17 protein-coding genes are annotated in these 16874 nt (G+C 63.1%); 13 read left to right on the top strand and 4 right to left on the bottom strand.

The annotated features are described in order from the left end of the window. Positions 1-13 precede the first annotated feature (13 nt). The gene (gene phhA / locus PQU96_RS09025) at positions 14-904 is read right to left on the bottom strand and encodes a phenylalanine 4-monooxygenase (protein WP_272771983.1); all 891 of its coding nucleotides are present in this window, start codon (positions 902-904) and stop codon (positions 14-16) included. A gap of 135 nt (positions 905-1039) precedes the next feature. On the opposite strand from phhA, the gene PQU96_RS09030 reads away from it, so the two are divergent. The 6 genes from PQU96_RS09030 (at position 1040) to arsA (ending at position 5194) form a co-directional block, all read left to right on the top strand. After that, entirely contained in the window at positions 1040-1519 is a 480-nt protein-coding gene (locus PQU96_RS09030; RefSeq protein WP_272771984.1) for an Lrp/AsnC family transcriptional regulator, read from the top strand. Between the two features lie 185 nt (positions 1520-1704). After that, entirely contained in the window at positions 1705-2076 is a 372-nt protein-coding gene (locus PQU96_RS09035) for an ArsR/SmtB family transcription factor (RefSeq protein WP_272771986.1), read from the top strand. A gap of 4 nt (positions 2077-2080) precedes the next feature. Beyond that, complete coding sequence (locus PQU96_RS09040; RefSeq protein WP_272771988.1) at positions 2081-2560, top strand: arsenate reductase ArsC; 480 nt, start codon at positions 2081-2083, stop codon at positions 2558-2560. 11 nt (positions 2561-2571) lie between these two features. After that, a complete protein-coding gene (locus tag PQU96_RS09045; protein ID WP_272771990.1) occupies positions 2572-3009 on the top strand; it encodes a protein-tyrosine phosphatase family protein in 438 nt (145 codons plus the stop codon). A gap of 35 nt (positions 3010-3044) precedes the next feature. Continuing rightward, complete coding sequence (gene arsD / locus PQU96_RS09050; RefSeq protein WP_272771991.1) at positions 3045-3407, top strand: arsenite efflux transporter metallochaperone ArsD; 363 nt, start codon at positions 3045-3047, stop codon at positions 3405-3407. A gap of 14 nt (positions 3408-3421) precedes the next feature. Next, complete coding sequence (gene arsA / locus PQU96_RS09055; RefSeq protein ID WP_272771992.1) at positions 3422-5194, top strand: arsenical pump-driving ATPase; 1773 nt, start codon at positions 3422-3424, stop codon at positions 5192-5194. Between the two features lie 19 nt (positions 5195-5213). On the opposite strand, the gene PQU96_RS09060 is transcribed toward arsA, so the two are convergent. The 3 genes from PQU96_RS09060 to PQU96_RS09070 form a co-directional block, all read right to left on the bottom strand. Next, entirely contained in the window at positions 5214-6104 is an 891-nt protein-coding gene (locus PQU96_RS09060; protein WP_272771993.1) for a DMT family transporter, read from the bottom strand. A gap of 84 nt (positions 6105-6188) precedes the next feature. Next, positions 6189-8822, bottom strand: a complete 2634-nt coding sequence (pepN, locus tag PQU96_RS09065; protein ID WP_272771994.1) for an aminopeptidase N — start codon at positions 8820-8822, stop codon at positions 6189-6191. Between the two features lie 79 nt (positions 8823-8901). Further along, on the bottom strand, positions 8902-10689 hold the full coding sequence (locus tag PQU96_RS09070) for a M61 family metallopeptidase (protein WP_272771995.1): 1788 nt from the start codon (positions 10687-10689) through the stop codon (positions 8902-8904). 442 nt (positions 10690-11131) lie between these two features. On the opposite strand from PQU96_RS09070, the gene ccoN reads away from it, so the two are divergent. The 7 genes from ccoN (at position 11132) to PQU96_RS09105 (ending at position 16802) form a co-directional block, all read left to right on the top strand. Continuing rightward, the gene (gene ccoN / locus PQU96_RS09075) at positions 11132-12556 is read left to right on the top strand and encodes a cytochrome-c oxidase, cbb3-type subunit I (protein WP_272771997.1); all 1425 of its coding nucleotides are present in this window, start codon (positions 11132-11134) and stop codon (positions 12554-12556) included. Positions 12557-12574: 18 nt separating this feature from the next. Continuing rightward, positions 12575-13189, top strand: a complete 615-nt coding sequence (gene ccoO / locus PQU96_RS09080) for a cytochrome-c oxidase, cbb3-type subunit II (protein ID WP_272771998.1) — start codon at positions 12575-12577, stop codon at positions 13187-13189. A gap of 3 nt (positions 13190-13192) precedes the next feature. Continuing rightward, positions 13193-13378 carry a cbb3-type cytochrome oxidase subunit 3 gene (locus tag PQU96_RS09085; RefSeq protein ID WP_272771999.1) on the top strand — a complete coding sequence of 62 codons (186 nt, stop codon included), beginning with the start codon at positions 13193-13195 and terminating at the stop codon, positions 13376-13378. Continuing rightward, complete coding sequence (gene ccoP, locus PQU96_RS09090; RefSeq protein WP_272772000.1) at positions 13375-14289, top strand: cytochrome-c oxidase, cbb3-type subunit III; 915 nt, start codon at positions 13375-13377, stop codon at positions 14287-14289. Before PQU96_RS09085 ends, ccoP begins: the two co-directional genes overlap by 4 nt. A gap of 151 nt (positions 14290-14440) precedes the next feature. Beyond that, positions 14441-15865, top strand: coding sequence for a cytochrome c oxidase accessory protein CcoG (gene ccoG / locus PQU96_RS09095; protein WP_272772001.1), 1425 nt, complete (start codon positions 14441-14443; stop codon positions 15863-15865). Between the two features lie 2 nt (positions 15866-15867). Then, complete coding sequence (locus tag PQU96_RS09100; protein ID WP_272772002.1) at positions 15868-16389, top strand: FixH family protein; 522 nt, start codon at positions 15868-15870, stop codon at positions 16387-16389. Beyond that, the gene (locus PQU96_RS09105; protein ID WP_272772004.1) at positions 16386-16802 is read left to right on the top strand and encodes a YbaY family lipoprotein; all 417 of its coding nucleotides are present in this window, start codon (positions 16386-16388) and stop codon (positions 16800-16802) included. The genes PQU96_RS09100 and PQU96_RS09105 overlap by 4 nt, the downstream gene beginning before the upstream one ends. The last annotated feature ends 72 nt before the right edge of the window (positions 16803-16874 follow it).

The following is a 16874-nucleotide window of genomic DNA, read 5'->3' on the forward strand; positions in this document are numbered from 1 at the left end:
CGGCCAACCTTGCTCAGATATCGTCGGTATCGGCCCAGCCGGTGCGCGAGCCGCGGTGGAACACACGGTCCTGCGGCAACACGTCGCCGGCGCCATGCGCCGCCACGCCCTGCAGCTGCCGGTAGTAGGCGGTGAAATCGGGCGCGGTGGCGTCAAACAGCTGCTGGAAGCTGTCGATCACGAAGTAGGTCTTCTGGAAGGTGTCGATGCGGTAGCGCGTGTTCATGATGCGCAGCAGGTCGAAGCCGATGCGGTTCGGGCTGTCGCTGTCCAGGCAGTACACCGATTCCGACTTGCTGGACACGATACCGGCGCCGTAGATGCGCAGCCCCTGCGGCGTGTCGATCAGTCCGAATTCCACCGTGTACCAGTACAGCCGCGCCAACAGCGGCAGCGCGCCGAGGTCTTTTGCCTTCATGCCGCCGAGGCCATAGGCCTGCAGGTAGTCGGCAAACACCGGGTTCATCAACAGCGGCACGTGGCCGAACAGGTCGTGGAACACGTCCGGCTCCTGCAGGTAGTCCAGCTGCTGCGGCTCGCGCAGCCACCATGTCACCGGGAAGCGGCGGTTGGCCAGATGCTCGAAGAACACCTCGTCCGGAATCAGCCCCGGCACCGCCACGATCTGCCAGCCGGTGGCAGCGGCCAGTTTCCGGTTCAGGCGCGCGAAGTCCGGCACCCGGTCGGCATCGATGGCCAGCGCCTCCAGCCCAGTGAGGAATTCGTCACAGACGCGGCCGGGCAGCATCTCGCACTGACGGCGGTACAGCGTGGCCCAGGTCTGGTGATCCTCGGCGCTGTAGCGCTCCAGCGGCTGCGGCAGGGTGAAGTCGGCGGCGTGCTCGAGGCCGACATTCTTGCGGACGGTGATGTCCGGCACGGTAAACGGGGTTGTCTCCATCATCGATCTTCTTGTGTAGGCGGCAGCGAGGCCAGAGCCCGCAGTGTAGGCGCGCTACGCTGCGGCTTGGCCGCAACATTTGCCATCGGCACGGATTATTTGCATACTTCCCGCACCAAAAACCGGAATATGCACAAAATGCGCAATATCGACTTCGACCGTTTCGACTACCAGATTCTGGAGGCGCTGCAGAAAGACGCGCGCGCCACCCACCAGAAGCTGGCACAGGACATCGCGCTGTCGCCGTCGCAGATCGGCCGCCGTATCCAGCGGCTGGAAGAGTGCGGCGTGATCCAGGGCTACCATCTGGCGCTGCGTCCCGACCTGCTCGACCTGTCGGTAACGGCTTTCGCTAATGTCAGTCTAGAACGCCACGGCGAGGCGTCCATCCGCGAATTCGCCGCCGCCATCACCGACCTGCCGGAAGTGCTGGAGTGCTACGCGGTGGCCGGCGAGGCCGACTACTGGCTGCGCATCGTGGTGCCGGACCTGCCCTCGCTCTCGCGCTTCGTGATGAACAAGCTGATGACGCTGCCGCTGGTGCGCAGCGTGAAATCGACGGTGGCGCTGGAGCCGATCAAGCACACCACCCGCCTGCCGCTGCCGCAGCGGCGCTAGGCCAGGCGGCCTGCCACTTTTGGCACGCCGCGGCCCAGCAAGCGGCCTGCTCCGGAGTACGGATAGCCGCCGGTACGACGGGGCCGGCTGAAGTGCTCTTTCGCATCGGAAGCAAACAGATGGCAGACGGCCCGGTCATGCAGGGGCTTTCTTGTATATTTCAATAATTCTTGTATAGTTGACGAATGGAAAAACAAACCGCCACCCAAGTATTCGAGTCGCTGTCCTCCGGTATCCGGCTGGACATCTATCGCCTACTCGTCAAGCGCGGCCTGGAAGGCATGGTGGCCGGCCAGATCGCCAGTGCACTCGACTTGCCGCCCAACAATGTGTCCTTCCACCTGAAGGGCATGACACATGCCGGGCTGGTTTCGGTGGAACAGGAAGGGCGCTATCAGCGCTACCGCGCCAATCTTCCCTTGATGCTGGAACTGATCGCCTACCTGACTGAGGAGTGCTGTGCGGGACATCCTGAGCAATGCGCCGAGATCCGTGCCGACTCCTGCTGCCCCGAAGCGGTCCTGCCCCCATTACCCAAGACTGAAATGGAAAGTTGAACTCATGAACGTGCTTTTTCTGTGCACCGGAAACTCCTGCCGCTCGATCCTGGGCGAAGCAACTTTCAACCACCTGGCACCTGCAGGCTGGAAAGCGATGAGTGCGGGGAGCCAGCCAACAGGCCAGGTGCACCCACGCTCGCTGGCACTACTGGCACGCGAGGGGATTTCGACCGAGGGCTACGCCAGTAAATCCTGGGACAACCTGCCAGCCACGCCCGACATCGTGATCACGGTATGTGCCAGTGCCGCCGGTGAAACCTGCCCGGCCTACCTGGGGCCGGTGTTGCGCACCCACTGGGGCGTGGAAGACCCGGCTCACGTCACCGGCACCGACGAGGAGATCGATGCCGCATTCATGACCGCTTACCGCATCCTGCGCGCCCGTATCGAAGCCTTCCTGGCGCTGCCCTTGGCTGAGCTGCAACAGGATCGCGTTCGTCTCAAGGCCGAGCTGGATCGTATCGGCACCCTGTTGCCGTAAGGACGTCACCAATGAGCGAAGATAAAAGCTACCACCAGCTGATTACCGGTCATGTCTACCTTGGCGGGGCGAGCGATGTTGCCGCCATGGTGGAACAGGATGGCGTACAAGTGATTGTGGATCTGCGTGAGGAGTCCACAGGCTGCGCAGCGGCCAACGTGATCTGGACCAAGATCCCCTTGGGCGATGATCCTGGCCAGGATCAGGCTGCGCTGTTCAAGGCCGCCATCGATGCGGTGGTCACCGCCTATCGTGCGGGGCAGAAGGTGGGCTTCCACTGTGGCGGCGGCAAGGGCCGTACCGGCACCGTCGCGGTTGGTGTGCTGCTGGAGCTGGGCCTGTGCCAGACTCTGGAAGAGGCAGAAGCCAAGGCCAAGGCGATACGCCCGGTCATCAGCATGAAGCCCGCACAGCGCACAGCCTTGCAGCGGCTATACCCGCAAGCCTGATCGGCTTGCCACTCGAAATGTGAGAAAGGATTGCCATGAAAACCATTCAGATTTTTGATCCGGCACTGTGCTGCAGCACGGGCGTATGTGGTGTGGACGTTGACCAGGCACTGGTGAGTTTTTCCGCCGACGTGGATTGGGCAAAGCAGAACGGCGCACAGATCGAACGCTTCAATCTGGCGCAACAACCGCTGGCCTTTGCCGACAATGCCGTAGTGAAGGGCTTTCTGGAGCGCTCCGGCCAGGAGGGCTTGCCGCTGGTACTGGTAGACGGCGAAGTGGCCATGGCTGGTCGTTACCCTACCCGCAAGGAACTGGCACGCTGGGCCGGCATCATCGAGATCAGTGCCCCGCAGTCAACAACCGGTAGTTGCTGCTCCGGCAGCAGCTGCTGCTAAGCGGGAGGCTCCCCATGCACTTCCTTGATCAACCCCCACGTTTCCTGTTCTTCACCGGCAAGGGCGGTGTCGGCAAGACCTCGATCGCCTGTGCTACTGCCGTACAGTTGGCCGCAGACGGCAAGCAGGTACTGCTGGTCAGCACCGATCCGGCCTCCAACGTGGGGCAGGTGTTCGGCATCGCCATCGGCAACCACATCACGGCAATACCCGCCGTGCCAAACCTGTCGGCACTGGAGATCGACCCGCAAGGGGCCGCCCAAGCCTACCGCGACCGCATCGTTGGTCCGGTGCGCGGCGTGTTGCCGGAAGCGGTGGTCAAGGGCATCGAGGAGCAGCTGTCCGGCGCCTGCACTACCGAGATCGCCGCCTTTGACGAGTTCACTGCACTGCTGATCGAATCGCCGCTGACTGCTGGCTTTGATCACATCATTTTCGACACCGCCCCCACCGGCCACACCATCCGGCTGCTGCAATTGCCCGGTGCCTGGAGCGGTTTCCTGGAAGCGGGCAAAGGAGACGCGTCCTGCCTGGGACCACTTGCCGGTCTCGAAAAACAGCGGGTGCAGTACAAGGCGGCGGTGGATGCACTGGCCGACCCGCTACGGACCCGGCTGGTACTGGTGGCCCGTGCCCAGCGCGCGACGTTGCGCGAAGTGGCGCGCACACACGAGGAACTGGCCGCGATTGGCCTGTCGCAACAATATCTGGTGATCAATGGCCTGCTGCCGCAGTCGGCCATTGCTCTGGACGAACTGGCGGCCGCCATTGCCCAGCGTGAGCAGCAGGCTCTGGCAGCCATGCCGGCGGTACTGCAAACCCTGCCAACCGATACTGTGGCACTCAAACCATTCAATCTGGTGGGGCTGGATGCCTTGCGCCGATTGCTGGTAGATGACAACACAGCTGGTGAACAGGCATCACTCCCCCCGGTCGCACTGTTGAATGCGCCAAGCTTGTCCGCACTGGTGGACGATATTGCCGCTGATGGTCACGGGCTGGTGATGCTGATGGGGAAAGGTGGGGTCGGTAAAACCACATTGGCCGCCGCCGTCGCCGTCGAGCTGGCGCACCGCGGTCTGCCTGTACACCTCACCACCTCGGACCCCGCCGCGCATCTGACCGAAACACTGGAAGGCTCCATGCCCAATCTGGCTGTCAGCCGTATCGACCCGCATGACGAAACCGAGCGCTATCGCAAGGAAGTTCTGGCCAGCAAGGGTGCCAGGCTGGATGCTGCAGGCCGCGCCCTGCTGGAAGAGGATCTGCGTTCACCGTGTACCGAAGAGATCGCCGTGTTTCAGGCCTTCTCTCGCATCATCCGTGAAGCCGGCAAGAAGTTCGTGGTGATGGATACCGCCCCTACCGGTCACACCCTGCTGCTGCTGGATGCCACCGGCGCCTACCACCGCGAGGTATCCCGCCAGATGGGCAGCAAGGGCCTGCATTTCACCACGCCGATGATGCAGCTGCAGGACCCCAAACAGACCAAGGTACTGCTTGCTACCCTGGCAGAAACCACCCCGGTGCTGGAAGCGGCCAACCTGCAGCAAGACTTGCGCCGTGCCGGCATCGAACCCTGGGCCTGGGTGATCAACAACAGCGTAGCCGCCAGTCAGCCGCGCGCCGCCCTGCTGCGCCAGCGTGCGCAGAACGAACTGAAGGAAATCGATGCCGTGGCCACGCATCATGCCCAGCGTTACGCCGTGGTGCCGCTGCTGAAGCAGGAACCGATTGGTGTCACGCGCCTGCTGCAACTGGCCAATCCTGCCAACGAGGCAGGCTGACGCCGGTGAGGCCCGGCGGCTAGCGCCGCCACTCGCGCCGTAGCGCGGGCAGCGAGATCAGGACCAGCGCGGCGGCGATCAGCAGCATGCCCAGCGCCTCGGCCTGGCTCGGTACCTCGGCCAGCAGCAGCCACGCCATCAGCACCGCCACCGCCGGTATCGCCAGGATGCTCATGCCGGCCATGCCGGCCGACAGCCGTGACAGCAGCAGCATCCACACCAGCCAGCCCAGGCCGCCGGCGAGCACGCCGGAGAACAGCAGCACGCCCAGCAGCGGCCAGCCCCACTCGATGTCGCGGCCAGGGAACAGCGGCAACAGCAGCGCCAGCACCAGCGTGCCCCACACCATCTGCCAGAAAGTCAGCGCCAGGGTATCGACCTGGTGCTGCGCGCGCAGCTTCTTGGCGATGATCGCCGAGCTGGCCCACACCAGGCCGCCGGCAATCGCCAGCGCGTCCGACAGCCAGTTGCCACCGAGATCCCACGGTTCGAGAATCGCCAGCAGCCCGACCAGGGCCAGCGCCACGCCCAGCCACTGCAGCGGTGCCAGCTTTTCGTGCAGCAGCAGCCGCGCCAGCAGCAGCGTCCAGAACGGCATGGTGTAGCACAGCACCGACACCTTGCCGGCGCCGCCGGCCACCAGCGCCAGATTGGTGAACACCACGAAGCCGGCGGTCTGCGTCAGCCCCAGCCAGAAGGTTGGCCGCAACGGTGTCGGTTTGAAGCGCCGGCCGGTGGCGCGCATGATCAGCGCCAGCGTGACGATGGCGAGCACGGTACGGCCGAGGCCGAGCTGAAAGGCACTGGCGTAGGCCAGGCCGAGCTTGGTGACCACCCAGTTGGTACCCCAGGCGAACCACAGCGCCAGCAGCATCAGCACGCTGGCAGTACGGTCGGAAACAGCAGACATGATGGACAAGGTTGGCCGCAAGAGAACAGGAAAAGAAAAACGGGCCGGAAGCATCCGGCCCGCGTCAGCACAGCATTGTACGCTTTATGCCGTCAGGTTTTTCGATACAATCTCGAACACGTCGTTCGACAACCCCGGCTTGGCCAGGATCTGCTGCAGGGCGGCGGTCATCAGCTGCTGGCGTTGCGGCTCCAGCTTGCGGCGGCGGTTGAATGCCGCCACCAGCCGGCTGGCCACCTGCGGGTTGATGTCGTCCAGCACCACGATCTGCTCGGCGAGGAAGCGGTAACCGGAGCCGTCAGCGGCGTGGAAGTGCAGCATGTTGCGGCCGAAGCTGCCCAGCAGCGCGCGCGCCTTGTTCGGGTTGCGCAGGGTGAACGCCGGGTGCGACATCGCGGCCTTCACGTGGTCCAGCGTGCACGGCAGCTGGCTGCTGGCCAGCAGGCTGAAGTACTTGTCCATCACCAGCGCGTTGTCCTGCCAGCGTTCGGCAAAGGCGAGATAGCAGTCGGTGCGGACATCGCCGTCGCGGTCGCGCAACGCCAGCAGCGCGCCCATCTGGTCGGTCATGTTGTCCGCGTTCAGGCACTGCTGTCCGGCCGCTTCTTCCGGCCAGGCGTCGGCCAGGCGCGTCAGCATGGCCAGCGCCAGGTTCTTCAGCGCGCGGCGGCCGGCATCTTCCGGCTGGTAGGCGCCACACTGGTTGATGTCGAAGGCCTCGTGCCATTCGCCGCGCAGCGCCTGTGCCAGCGAGGCCAGCACGAATTCGCGCACCGCGTGGATGTGCGCCGGATCGGCGACGTCGACCATCTCCAGGATCTCGGCCTCCGACGGCAGCGTCAGCATCAGCGCCTTGAACGCGGCATCGGCCTCGTGGTCGCGCAACACCGCGCGCAACGCCTCGACAAAGCCCTCGGCCAGTTGCAGCGGGCGGCCGGCGGCGTGATCGGCGATCAGCTGCTTGAACAGGCGCTCGGCGTAGGCCTGGCCGGCCTCCCAGCGCGCGAACGGGTCGCTGTCGTTGGCCATCAGGAACGCCAGCTCGTCGTCGCGCCAGTCGAACACCAGCTTCACCGGCGCCGAAAAACCGCGCAGCAGCGACGGTACCGGCGGCTGGCTGACGTTGACGAAGGTGAAGCACTGCTCGGCGGCACGCACATCCAGCACGCGGGTGGTGGCGCCGGCCTCGGTCTCGCCCTGCAGTTGCAGCTGCAGGTCCTGGCCGTCGCGGCCAACCAGGCCCAGCGCCAGCGGAATGTGGAACGGCTGCTTGTCGCCCTGCCCCGGCGTCGCCGGGCAGTGCTGCACCAGATGCAGGGTGTAGCTGAGCGCAACCGGATCGTACTCGCCGCGCACCGTCAGCTGCGGCGTGCCGGCCTGGCTGTACCACAGCGCGAACTGGGTGAGGTCCACGCCATTGGCGTCGGCCATGGCGGCGCGGAAGTCGTCGCAGGTCACCGCCTGGCCGTCGTGGCGGCGGAAATACAGCTGCATGCCCTTCTGGAAGCCTTCTTCACCCAGCAGGGTGTGGTACATGCGCACCACTTCGGCGCCCTTCTCGTACACCGTCATGGTGTAGAAGTTGTTCATCTCGATGTAGCTGTCCGGGCGGATCGGGTGCGCGGTCGGGCCGGCGTCTTCCGGAAACTGCAGCTGGCGCAGGTTTTTCACGTCCTGGATGCGCTGCACCGCGCGACTGTGCAGGTCGGAACTGAACTCCTGGTCGCGGAACACGGTCAGGCCTTCCTTCAGCGACAGCTGGAACCAGTCGCGGCAGGTGACGCGGTTGCCGGTCCAGTTGTGGAAGTACTCGTGGCCGATGATGGCTTCCACGCGCTCGAAGTCGGCGTCGGTGGCGGTGTCCTGCCGCGCCAGCACCGCCGAGGTATTGAAGATGTTGAGGCCCTTGTTTTCCATCGCGCCCATGTTGAAGTCGCCGACGGCGACGATCATGTAGATGTCGAGGTCGTACTCCAGGCCGAAGCGCTGCTCGTCCCAGTGCATCGAGCGCTTCACCGCGCCCATCGCGAACGCCACCTTGTCCTGGTCGGCCGGCACGGTCCAGATTTCCAGCGCCACGCGGCGGCCGCTGGCGGTGATGTAGCTGTCCTTCAGCGCCGACAGCCGGCCGGCCACCAGTGCGAACAGGTAGGACGGCTTGCGGTACGGGTCGACCCACTTCACCCAGTGCCGCTTCTTGTCGGCCATGCCCTCGCCCACCTTGTTGCCGTTGGACAGCAGTACCGGGTACTTCTGCTTGTCGGCGATGATGGTGGTGGTGAACTTGGCCATCACGTCCGGACGGTCGGGATAGAAGGTGATCTTGCGGAAGCCTTCCGGCTCGCACTGGGTATACAGGTTGCTGCCGCCGGAGGCGTACAGCCCCATCAGGCTGCTGTTGGCCACCGGGTCGATCTCGGTTTCCACATCCAGAATGAAGCTGTCCGGTACGTTGGCGATGCTGAGGCCGTCATCGCGCAGGCTGTAGGCGTCGGCGGCCAGTACTTCACCGTCCAGCTGCAGCGACAGCAGCGTGGCCGAGCCGTCCAGCTGCAGCACGTTGGCCGCGGTGGCCGCCGGATTGCGGTGCATGATCAGGCGCGAACGCACGCGCACCAGATTGTCGTCGAGGATGTCGAAGGTCAGGTCGACCTTGTCCACCAGATAGGACGGCACTTGATAGTCTTGCCGGTACTTGATTTGGGCTTGTTGGCTCATGCCATGTTTCCTGTGTAGGGTACGGGGCGGGTCAGCGCACTGCCCGCCCTCCTTGTTGTCTACGCGAAAGCGTCCCCGGTTAATGCGTCGGCCAGCCGGCGCCGTTGTCCTCCAGGCGCAGGCGGCAGGTATCGGCGGCGGTGGCGGCCAGCGTTACCTTGTAAGTGTTCAGTTCGTCGCGGCGGAAGGTGTGGATCTTCACCGTGTCGCCGATGCGGCAGCGGCCGATCGCCTTGTCCAGGTCGCCAACCTTCAGCCCGTTGACGGCAATGATCACGTCGCCGCCGGCCAGCCCGGCCGCCTGCGCCGCACCGCCGTCCAGCACGCTGACGAGGCGCACGCCGAGGGCGTCCGGCGCGCTCTTCACGCCCAGGGTTGGCCGCAACGTTGCGGCGCGGAATTCATCGACCACACTGCCGCTGTCGCTGGCACTGTCGGCCGGCACCATCTGCATCTGAACCCCCTGCGTGGCGAGGAGTTCCGCCAGCGGCAAATCGGCGGTGGAACGGATCGCCATGTCGAAGAACTTGCCGAGCTTAAGGCCGGTCACCTCTTCGGCCACGCGCTCCCACTCGTCTTCCGCCAGGCCTTGGCCGTCGGCCAGCCACTTCTGCCACAGCGCCAGCATCACCGTGTCCAGGCTCTTGGCGCCGCCGGTTTCGCGGCGGATATGCAGGTCCAGCGCCAGTGCCGCCAGCGAGCCCTTGGTGTAGTAGCTGACGATGCTGTTGGGGCTGTTCTCGTCCTGGCGGTAGTACTTGGTCCAGGCGTCGAAGCTGGAATCGGCCAGCGTCTGCTTGGTGCGGCCGTTGCCACGCGCCACGCCGGTGATGGTTTTGGCCAGGAGGCCGAGGTAGCGTTTCTCGTCGATCAGGCCGCAACGCAGCAGCGCGAGGTCGTCGTAGTAGGAGGTGATGCCCTCGAACGCCCACAACAGCGTGGTGTGACCTTCGCGGTTCAGGTCGTAGGGGGTGAACGCCGCCGGCTTCATGCGTTTCACGTTCCAGCTGTGGAAGTATTCGTGGCTGATCAGGCCCAGCAGCTTGAGGTAGCCGTCGCCGATCTCGCCGTCCGCCAGGCCCGGCGCCGGCAGGTCGTCGCGGCTGGCCACCAGCGCGGTGGAGGCGCGGTGTTCCAGGCCGCCGTAGATGTCGCCGCCGACATACAGCATGAACACGTAGCGCTCGAACGGCGCCGGCTCGCCGAAGAAGCGGATCTGCCATTCGCAGATGCGTTTAGTGTCTGCGGCCAACCTTTTCAGGTCGGCCTTGTATTGGCCGGAGACGACAAACTCGTGCGGCACGCCGCAGGCCTTGAAGGTGACGCGCTCGAACTCGCCCAGCTCCACCGGGTGGTCGATCAGCTCGTCGTAGTTGGCCGCACGGTAGCGGCCGAAGCCGGATTTCTTGATGTCCGTAGCCGGCAGGCTGGTGGCCACCTGCCACTTGGCCTGTGCCTTGTCCTGCGGCGGCAGGATTTCCACCTCGCACGGCTCGTGCTCGAAACCGTCGGCCTGCAGAAACACGCTGGTGCCGTTGTAGAAGCCGCGCTCGCCATCCAGGTAGGCGCCGCGTACCGACAAATCGAACGCGTACACGGTGTAGTGCACGGTCAGTTCACCCTTCACCGGTGCCGCCTGCCAGCTGTGCTTGTCGAGCTTCTGCAGCGCCACCGCCTTGTTGCCGCTCTCGGCGCGGATGGCGACGATGTGGCGGGCGAACTCGCGGATCATGTAGCTGCCGGGTATCCACGCCGGCAGGCGCAGCACCTGCCCTGCGGCGGCGGGCTGGCGAAGGGTCAGCGAGACTTCAAACAGATGTGCCTGCGGATCAAGCGGGCAGAGGCGATAGCGGACGGCAAAGCTCATGACACGACCCCGGACTGGAAGGGAAAGTGGGGGATTCTAGCACCATGTCCTGTCTGGCGCAGGCGGGGTGGCCGCTTGATCTTCATCAAAATGGGCACCGGCAATGACAATATAATCGCAGTGGGCAAAAAGGGCTTTTCAGCCTGACACGCCGCAACGAACAGCGCAAAAAGCCGGGCTCACCGGCGCTGTCGTCTGGCCGCTGACACCCGATTTGATTTAGAATGCCTGATTGAATAAATGGGGATTCGGGGCGCTTTACATACCGACTGGATAATACCGGCACCATGCAGCATCACCATGGTTCACCCGGCTTTATACCGTCCAGGCTCTCCGTCATCCCCGCGACTTGCCCGACTTCATTTTCATATGGGGTTACGCACCGGGGTTTCAAGTCGCTACGGTTTTACGTTCTAGTTCGCAACCTTGGAGAAAACCCTAAATGGAAACGCAATCCACTTATAACTATAAGGTGGTGCGCCAGTTCTCGATAATGACCGTAGTCTGGGGCATTGTCGGCATGCTGGTTGGCGTCATTATTGCGGCCCAGCTGGTGTGGCCGGAGCTCAATTTCGGACCGTGGTTCCACTACGGCCGTCTGCGTCCTCTGCACACCAACGCCGTGATCTTTGCATTCGGCGGCTGCGCGCTGTTTGCCACGTCCTACTACGTAGTTCAGCGCACCTGTAACGTTCGCCTGATTTCCGACAAGCTGGCCGCGTTTACCTTCTGGGGCTGGCAGGCCGTTATCGTGCTGGCCGCCATCACCCTGCCACTGGGCCTCACCGCCGGCAAGGAATACGCCGAGCTGGAATGGCCGATCGACGTGCTGATCACCATTGTCTGGGTCGCCTATGCCATCGTGTTCTTCGGCACCCTGGCTATCCGCAAGGTGAAGCACATCTACGTAGCCAACTGGTTCTACGGTGCCTTCATCCTGGCCGTCGCCCTGCTGCACATCGTCAACAGCCTGGCCATCCCGGTATCGATGTGGAAGTCCTACTCCATCTACGCCGGCGCAGTCGATGCCATGGTGCAATGGTGGTACGGCCACAACGCGGTGGGCTTCTTCCTGACCGCCGCCTTCCTCGGCATGATGTACTACTTCGTACCGAAACAGGCCGGTCGTCCGGTGTACTCCTACCGTCTGTCGGTGGTGCACTTCTGGGCGCTGATCTTCACCTACATGTGGGCCGGCCCTCACCACCTGCACTACACCGCCCTGCCTGACTGGACACAGTCGCTGGGTATGGCGTTCTCCCTGATCCTGTTCGCGCCAAGCTGGGGCGGCATGATCAACGGCATCATGACCCTGTCCGGCGCGTGGCACAAACTGCGTACCGACCCGGTACTGAAGTTCCTGGTGGTATCGCTGTCCTTCTACGGCATGTCCACCTTCGAAGGCCCGATGATGTCGATCAAGACCGTCAACGCGCTGTCGCACTACACTGACTGGACCGTTGGTCACGTGCACTCCGGTGCCCTGGGCTGGGTTGCCTTCATCTCCATCGGTTCGCTGTACTACCTGATCCCGCGCCTGTTCGGCCGTGACGGCATGCACAGCAGCAAGCTGATCGAAGCCCACTTCTGGCTGGCGACCGTCGGCGTGGTGCTGTACATCGCCGCACTGTGGATCTCCGGCGTGATGCAGGGCCTGATGTGGCGTGCACTGAACGCGGACGGCACCCTGACCTACGCCTTCGTGGAAGCGGTTAAAGCAACCTATCCGTACCACTTCGTGCGCCTGCTGGGTGGCCTGCTGTTCCTGTCCGGCATGCTGATCATGGCGTACAACACCTTCCGTACCGTTGCCGCTGGTCGTCCGGTTGATGCCAAGATCCCGGCCGTTGCCGCTCACGCGCACTAAGGGGCAGAAAGAACCATCATGGAAAAAATCCAGAAACTGATCGAAGAAAACGTTGCGTACCTGATCGTGCTGACCCTGCTGGTAATCAGCGTGGCCGCACTGGTCGAGATCGTGCCGCTGATGTTCCAGAAGTCGACGACCCAGCCGATCGCCGGCGTCAAGCCGTACAACGCGCTGCAGCTGACCGGCCGCGACATCTACATCCGCGAAGGCTGCTACACCTGCCACTCGCAGATGATCCGTCCGTTCCGTGCCGAAACCGAACGCTACGGTCACTACTCGGTCGCTGGTGAGTCGGTATACGACCACCCGTTCCAGTGGGGCTCCAAGCGTACCGGTCCGGACCTGGCCCGTGTTGGCGGTCGTTACTCCGACGAATGGCACCGTGTCCACCTGACCAACCCGCGCGACGTGGTACCGGAATCCAACATGCCGGCCTTCCCGTGGCTGGCGCGTGACCTGGCCGATGCCGACGGTGTCGCCGCCAAGATGACCGCGCTGCGCAAGGTAGGTGTTCCTTACACAGATAAGGAAATTGCCGAAGGCAAAGCCATGGTCGAAGGCAAGTCCGAGCTGGATGCACTGATCGCCTACCTGCAGGGTCTTGGCCTTGCACTGAAGAACGCGCGCTAAGTCATGGACTTGACCAATCTGGCCCGCATCCTGTTCACGGTATTCTGTTTTGTGACGTTTACCGTGATCCTGATCGGTGCATTCGGTAAAAAATCGCAGCGGCGTTATGACGATGCGGCCAACCTTGTCTTCAATGGCGACGAGGAAGAGCAGCAAGCCATCGACGCCACTAACGGAGCGAAGAAATGAGTGATTTCGTGAGTGATTTCTGGAGTATCTACATCACGGTAATCGTGGTTGTAGGTATCGTCGGTCTGACGTACTTGCTGTACACACAGTCGAAGACCACGGTACAAAAAGGGGAAGAAGTAAAAATCACCGGGCACGTCTGGGATGACGACCTGGCGGAATACAACAACCCGCTGCCACGCTGGTGGATGCTGATGTTCTACATCACCCTGGTATTCGGTGCCGTCTACCTGGTGCTGTATCCGGGTCTGGGTACCTGGAAAGGCCTGCGCGGCTGGACTTCCGTTGGCCAGTACAAGGAAGAGAAAGCCCAGGCGGAAGCCAAGTACCAGCCACTGTACGACAAGTTCATGAAAATGGACGTGAAGGCCGTCGCTGCCGATCCGGAAGCCCAGGCCATGGGCAAGCGCCTGTTCCAGACCTACTGTGTACAGTGCCACGGCTCTGACGCACGCGGCGCCAAGGGCTTCCCTAACCTGACCGACAACGACTGGCTGTACGGCGGTACCCCGGAAATCATCAAGACCACACTGAATGGCGGCCGTCACGGCCAGATGCCGGCCTTCGGCGCGGCCTTCGGTGAAGAAAAGGTCAAGGATGTGGCCAACTACGCGATGTCGCTGTCCGGCAAGAAGCATGATGCCGAACGCGCCAGCCGCGGCAAGGAAACCTTCGCTGCCATCTGCTCGGCCTGCCACGGTCCTGACGGCAAGGGTAACCAGGCTCTGGGTGCCCCTAACCTGACCGACAACATCTGGCTGTATGGAGGTACCGAGAAGACCATCATCGAGACCGTGACCAACGGTCGCAACAACCAGATGCCAGCCTGGAAAGACTTCCTCGGCGACGGCAAGGTTCACCTGCTGGCCTCTTATGTCTGGAGCCTCTCCAACAAAGCCAAAGCAGAGTAATTGATGCTGCTCAATACTGCCCGCGCAAGCGGGCAGTATCTTTTGCAACGCACAATCTATCTATTGATAAAATAAACAACCATTAAGAAGACTTCGCACAGTACATAATGCATTGTGTATTGCGCGAAATTTTCTAGCCAGGAACCGCAGCATGAGCCAAAAGCTGAAAGACATTCCGGTCAAGGTCGAACCGGCCAAACCGGAAATGCAGACCGTGTCGCTGTACGAGGCACAGAAAAAAATCCATCCGCGCAGCGTCAGCGGCCTGTTCAACAACTGGCGCATCCTGTTCGTTGTCGCCACCCAGCTGGTGTACTTCGGCCTGCCCTGGCTGCAATGGAACGGGCGCCAGGCGGTGCTGTTCGATCTGGTCAACCGCAAGTTCTACCTGTTCGGCCTCACCATCTGGCCGCAGGACTTCGTCTACCTCGCCGCGCTGCTGATGTGCTGCGCCTTTGGCCTGTTTGCCTGGACCACCATCGCCGGCCGGTTGTGGTGCGGCTACTCCTGTCCGCAGACCGTCTACACCGAGATCATGATCTGGATTGAGCAGCTGGTGGAGGGCGACCGCAACAAGCGCCTCAAGCTCGACAAGGAGCTGATGGGGCTGCGCAAGCTGCGCCTGCGTGCCACCAGCCAGGGCCTGATGATCGTGTTCTCGCTGCTGACCGGCTTCACCCTGGTCGGCTACTTCACGCCAATGCTGGACCTGGTCTCCGCGCTGCCTAGCTTCGACTACGGCTCGTGGGAAATCTTCTGGATGTTCTTCTACGCCGGTTTCACCTACCTGCTAGCCGGCCACATGCGCGAGCAGGTGTGCAAGTACATGTGCCCGTACGCCCGCTTCCAGAGCGCGATGTTCGACGAAGACACGCTGATCATCTCCTACGACGAAAAGCGCGGCGAACCGCGCGGCGCGCGCAAGAAGGGCCAGGAAAACGCCAACCTCGGCGACTGCATCAACTGCGGCATCTGCGTGCAGGTGTGCCCGGTCGGCATCGACATCCGCAACGGCCTGCAATACGAGTGCATCGGCTGCGCCGCCTGTATCGACGCCTGCGACGAGGTGATGGTCAAGGTCGGCAGCCCGAAAGGCCTGATCCGCTACACCACCGAGGCGGCACTGGAAGGCAAGTATCCGGAAAGCGAATTCTTGTCGCGGCTGAAGCGGCCGCGCGTGGTGCTGTACGTGCTGCTGCTGGTCATCATTTTCGGGGCCGCGGTCACTTCGCTGGTGATGCGCAAACCGTTCAAGGTCGACATCCTGAAAGACCGTGCCTCGCTGGTACGCGAGACCGATGACGGCTGGCTGGAGAACAGCTACAGCGTGCGCATCATCAACGTCTCCGAAACGGAACAACACTTCCGCATCACGGTCGAAGGCCTGCCGGATCTGAAACTGGTGGTCGACCGCAAGGACATCCTGGTCAAGCCGACCGAAAACGAACAGATCGACGTACGGGTACAGGCTGATCCACAATACGCGACCAAGGGCAGCCACAAGATCTACTTCCGGGTCGAATCGCTGCCGGATGGCACCGCCATCGAGGAAAAATCGAGCTTTATCGGAGAATGACGATGCAGAAACAGACAGGGGCGACCCGCCCCTGGTACAAGGAGCGCTGGTTCTGGCTACTGATGTCGGGGCCGCTACTGGTGGTGATGGCCGGCTTTGTCACCTTCGGCATCATCGTGCGCGGCGCCGACGACATGGTCAACGACGACTACTACAAGCAGGGCAAGGACATCAACCTGGAACTGAAGCGCGACCGGGTCGCCCAGACGCTGGGCATCAGCGCCCAGGTGATGTTCAGCGACGACATGCGCAGCGTGCGCGTGGTCGACACCAGCGCCAAGCCACTGACCGGCACACCGGAACTGCTGCTGCTGCATCCGACCCGGCAACACGGAGACCAGCGCATCGCGCTGCAGCGTATCGGTGAAAAGCTGTACCAGGGCGTGCTGCAGCCGGACCAGGTCAGCCACTGGTATGTGCGGCTGCAGGACAAGCAGGGTAGCTGGCGGGTACAGAATGAATGGCTGCCGGCGGAAGGCGCGATGCTCACCCTCGGCAAGGCCGCCACGGAGCAAACCCCATGATGCACACCACTCTTCCCCGCCGCCAGCTGCTGCTGGCACTGTCCGCCGGCCTGCTGGCCGCTTGCGCCACCCCGCTGCGGCCAACCCTGGCCTATCTGAACGGCACGGTATCCTACCGCGAGAAGCTGCTGTGGCCGCAGGACAAGACCCTGCTGCGCGTGCGCCTGCTGGCACTGGGCGACGGCACGGAGGCCGCGGCGGTGGTCGCCGAGCAGTCGCTGGAGACGATCGCCTTCCCGGCCGCCTTCTCGCTGTGCTACGACCCGCAGGCCATCCAGGCCGGCCAGCGCTACGCCGTGGATGTGCGCCTGTTCGTCGACGGCGAGCTGCGCATGCACAGTGCCCGCCCCTATCCGGTACTGGATGGCGGCACTGCCGCGCCGGACATCGCCCTGCAGATGATCTTCGCCTAAGCAAAACGGCCCGCGATTGCGGGCCGTTTTGCGTTGCATGCGACGGAGTGTTGCGGCCAACGTTGGCCGCAA

This window comes from Vogesella margarita (genome assembly GCF_028548475.1).
Taxonomy (GTDB): Bacteria; Pseudomonadota; Gammaproteobacteria; order Burkholderiales; family Chromobacteriaceae; genus Vogesella; species Vogesella margarita.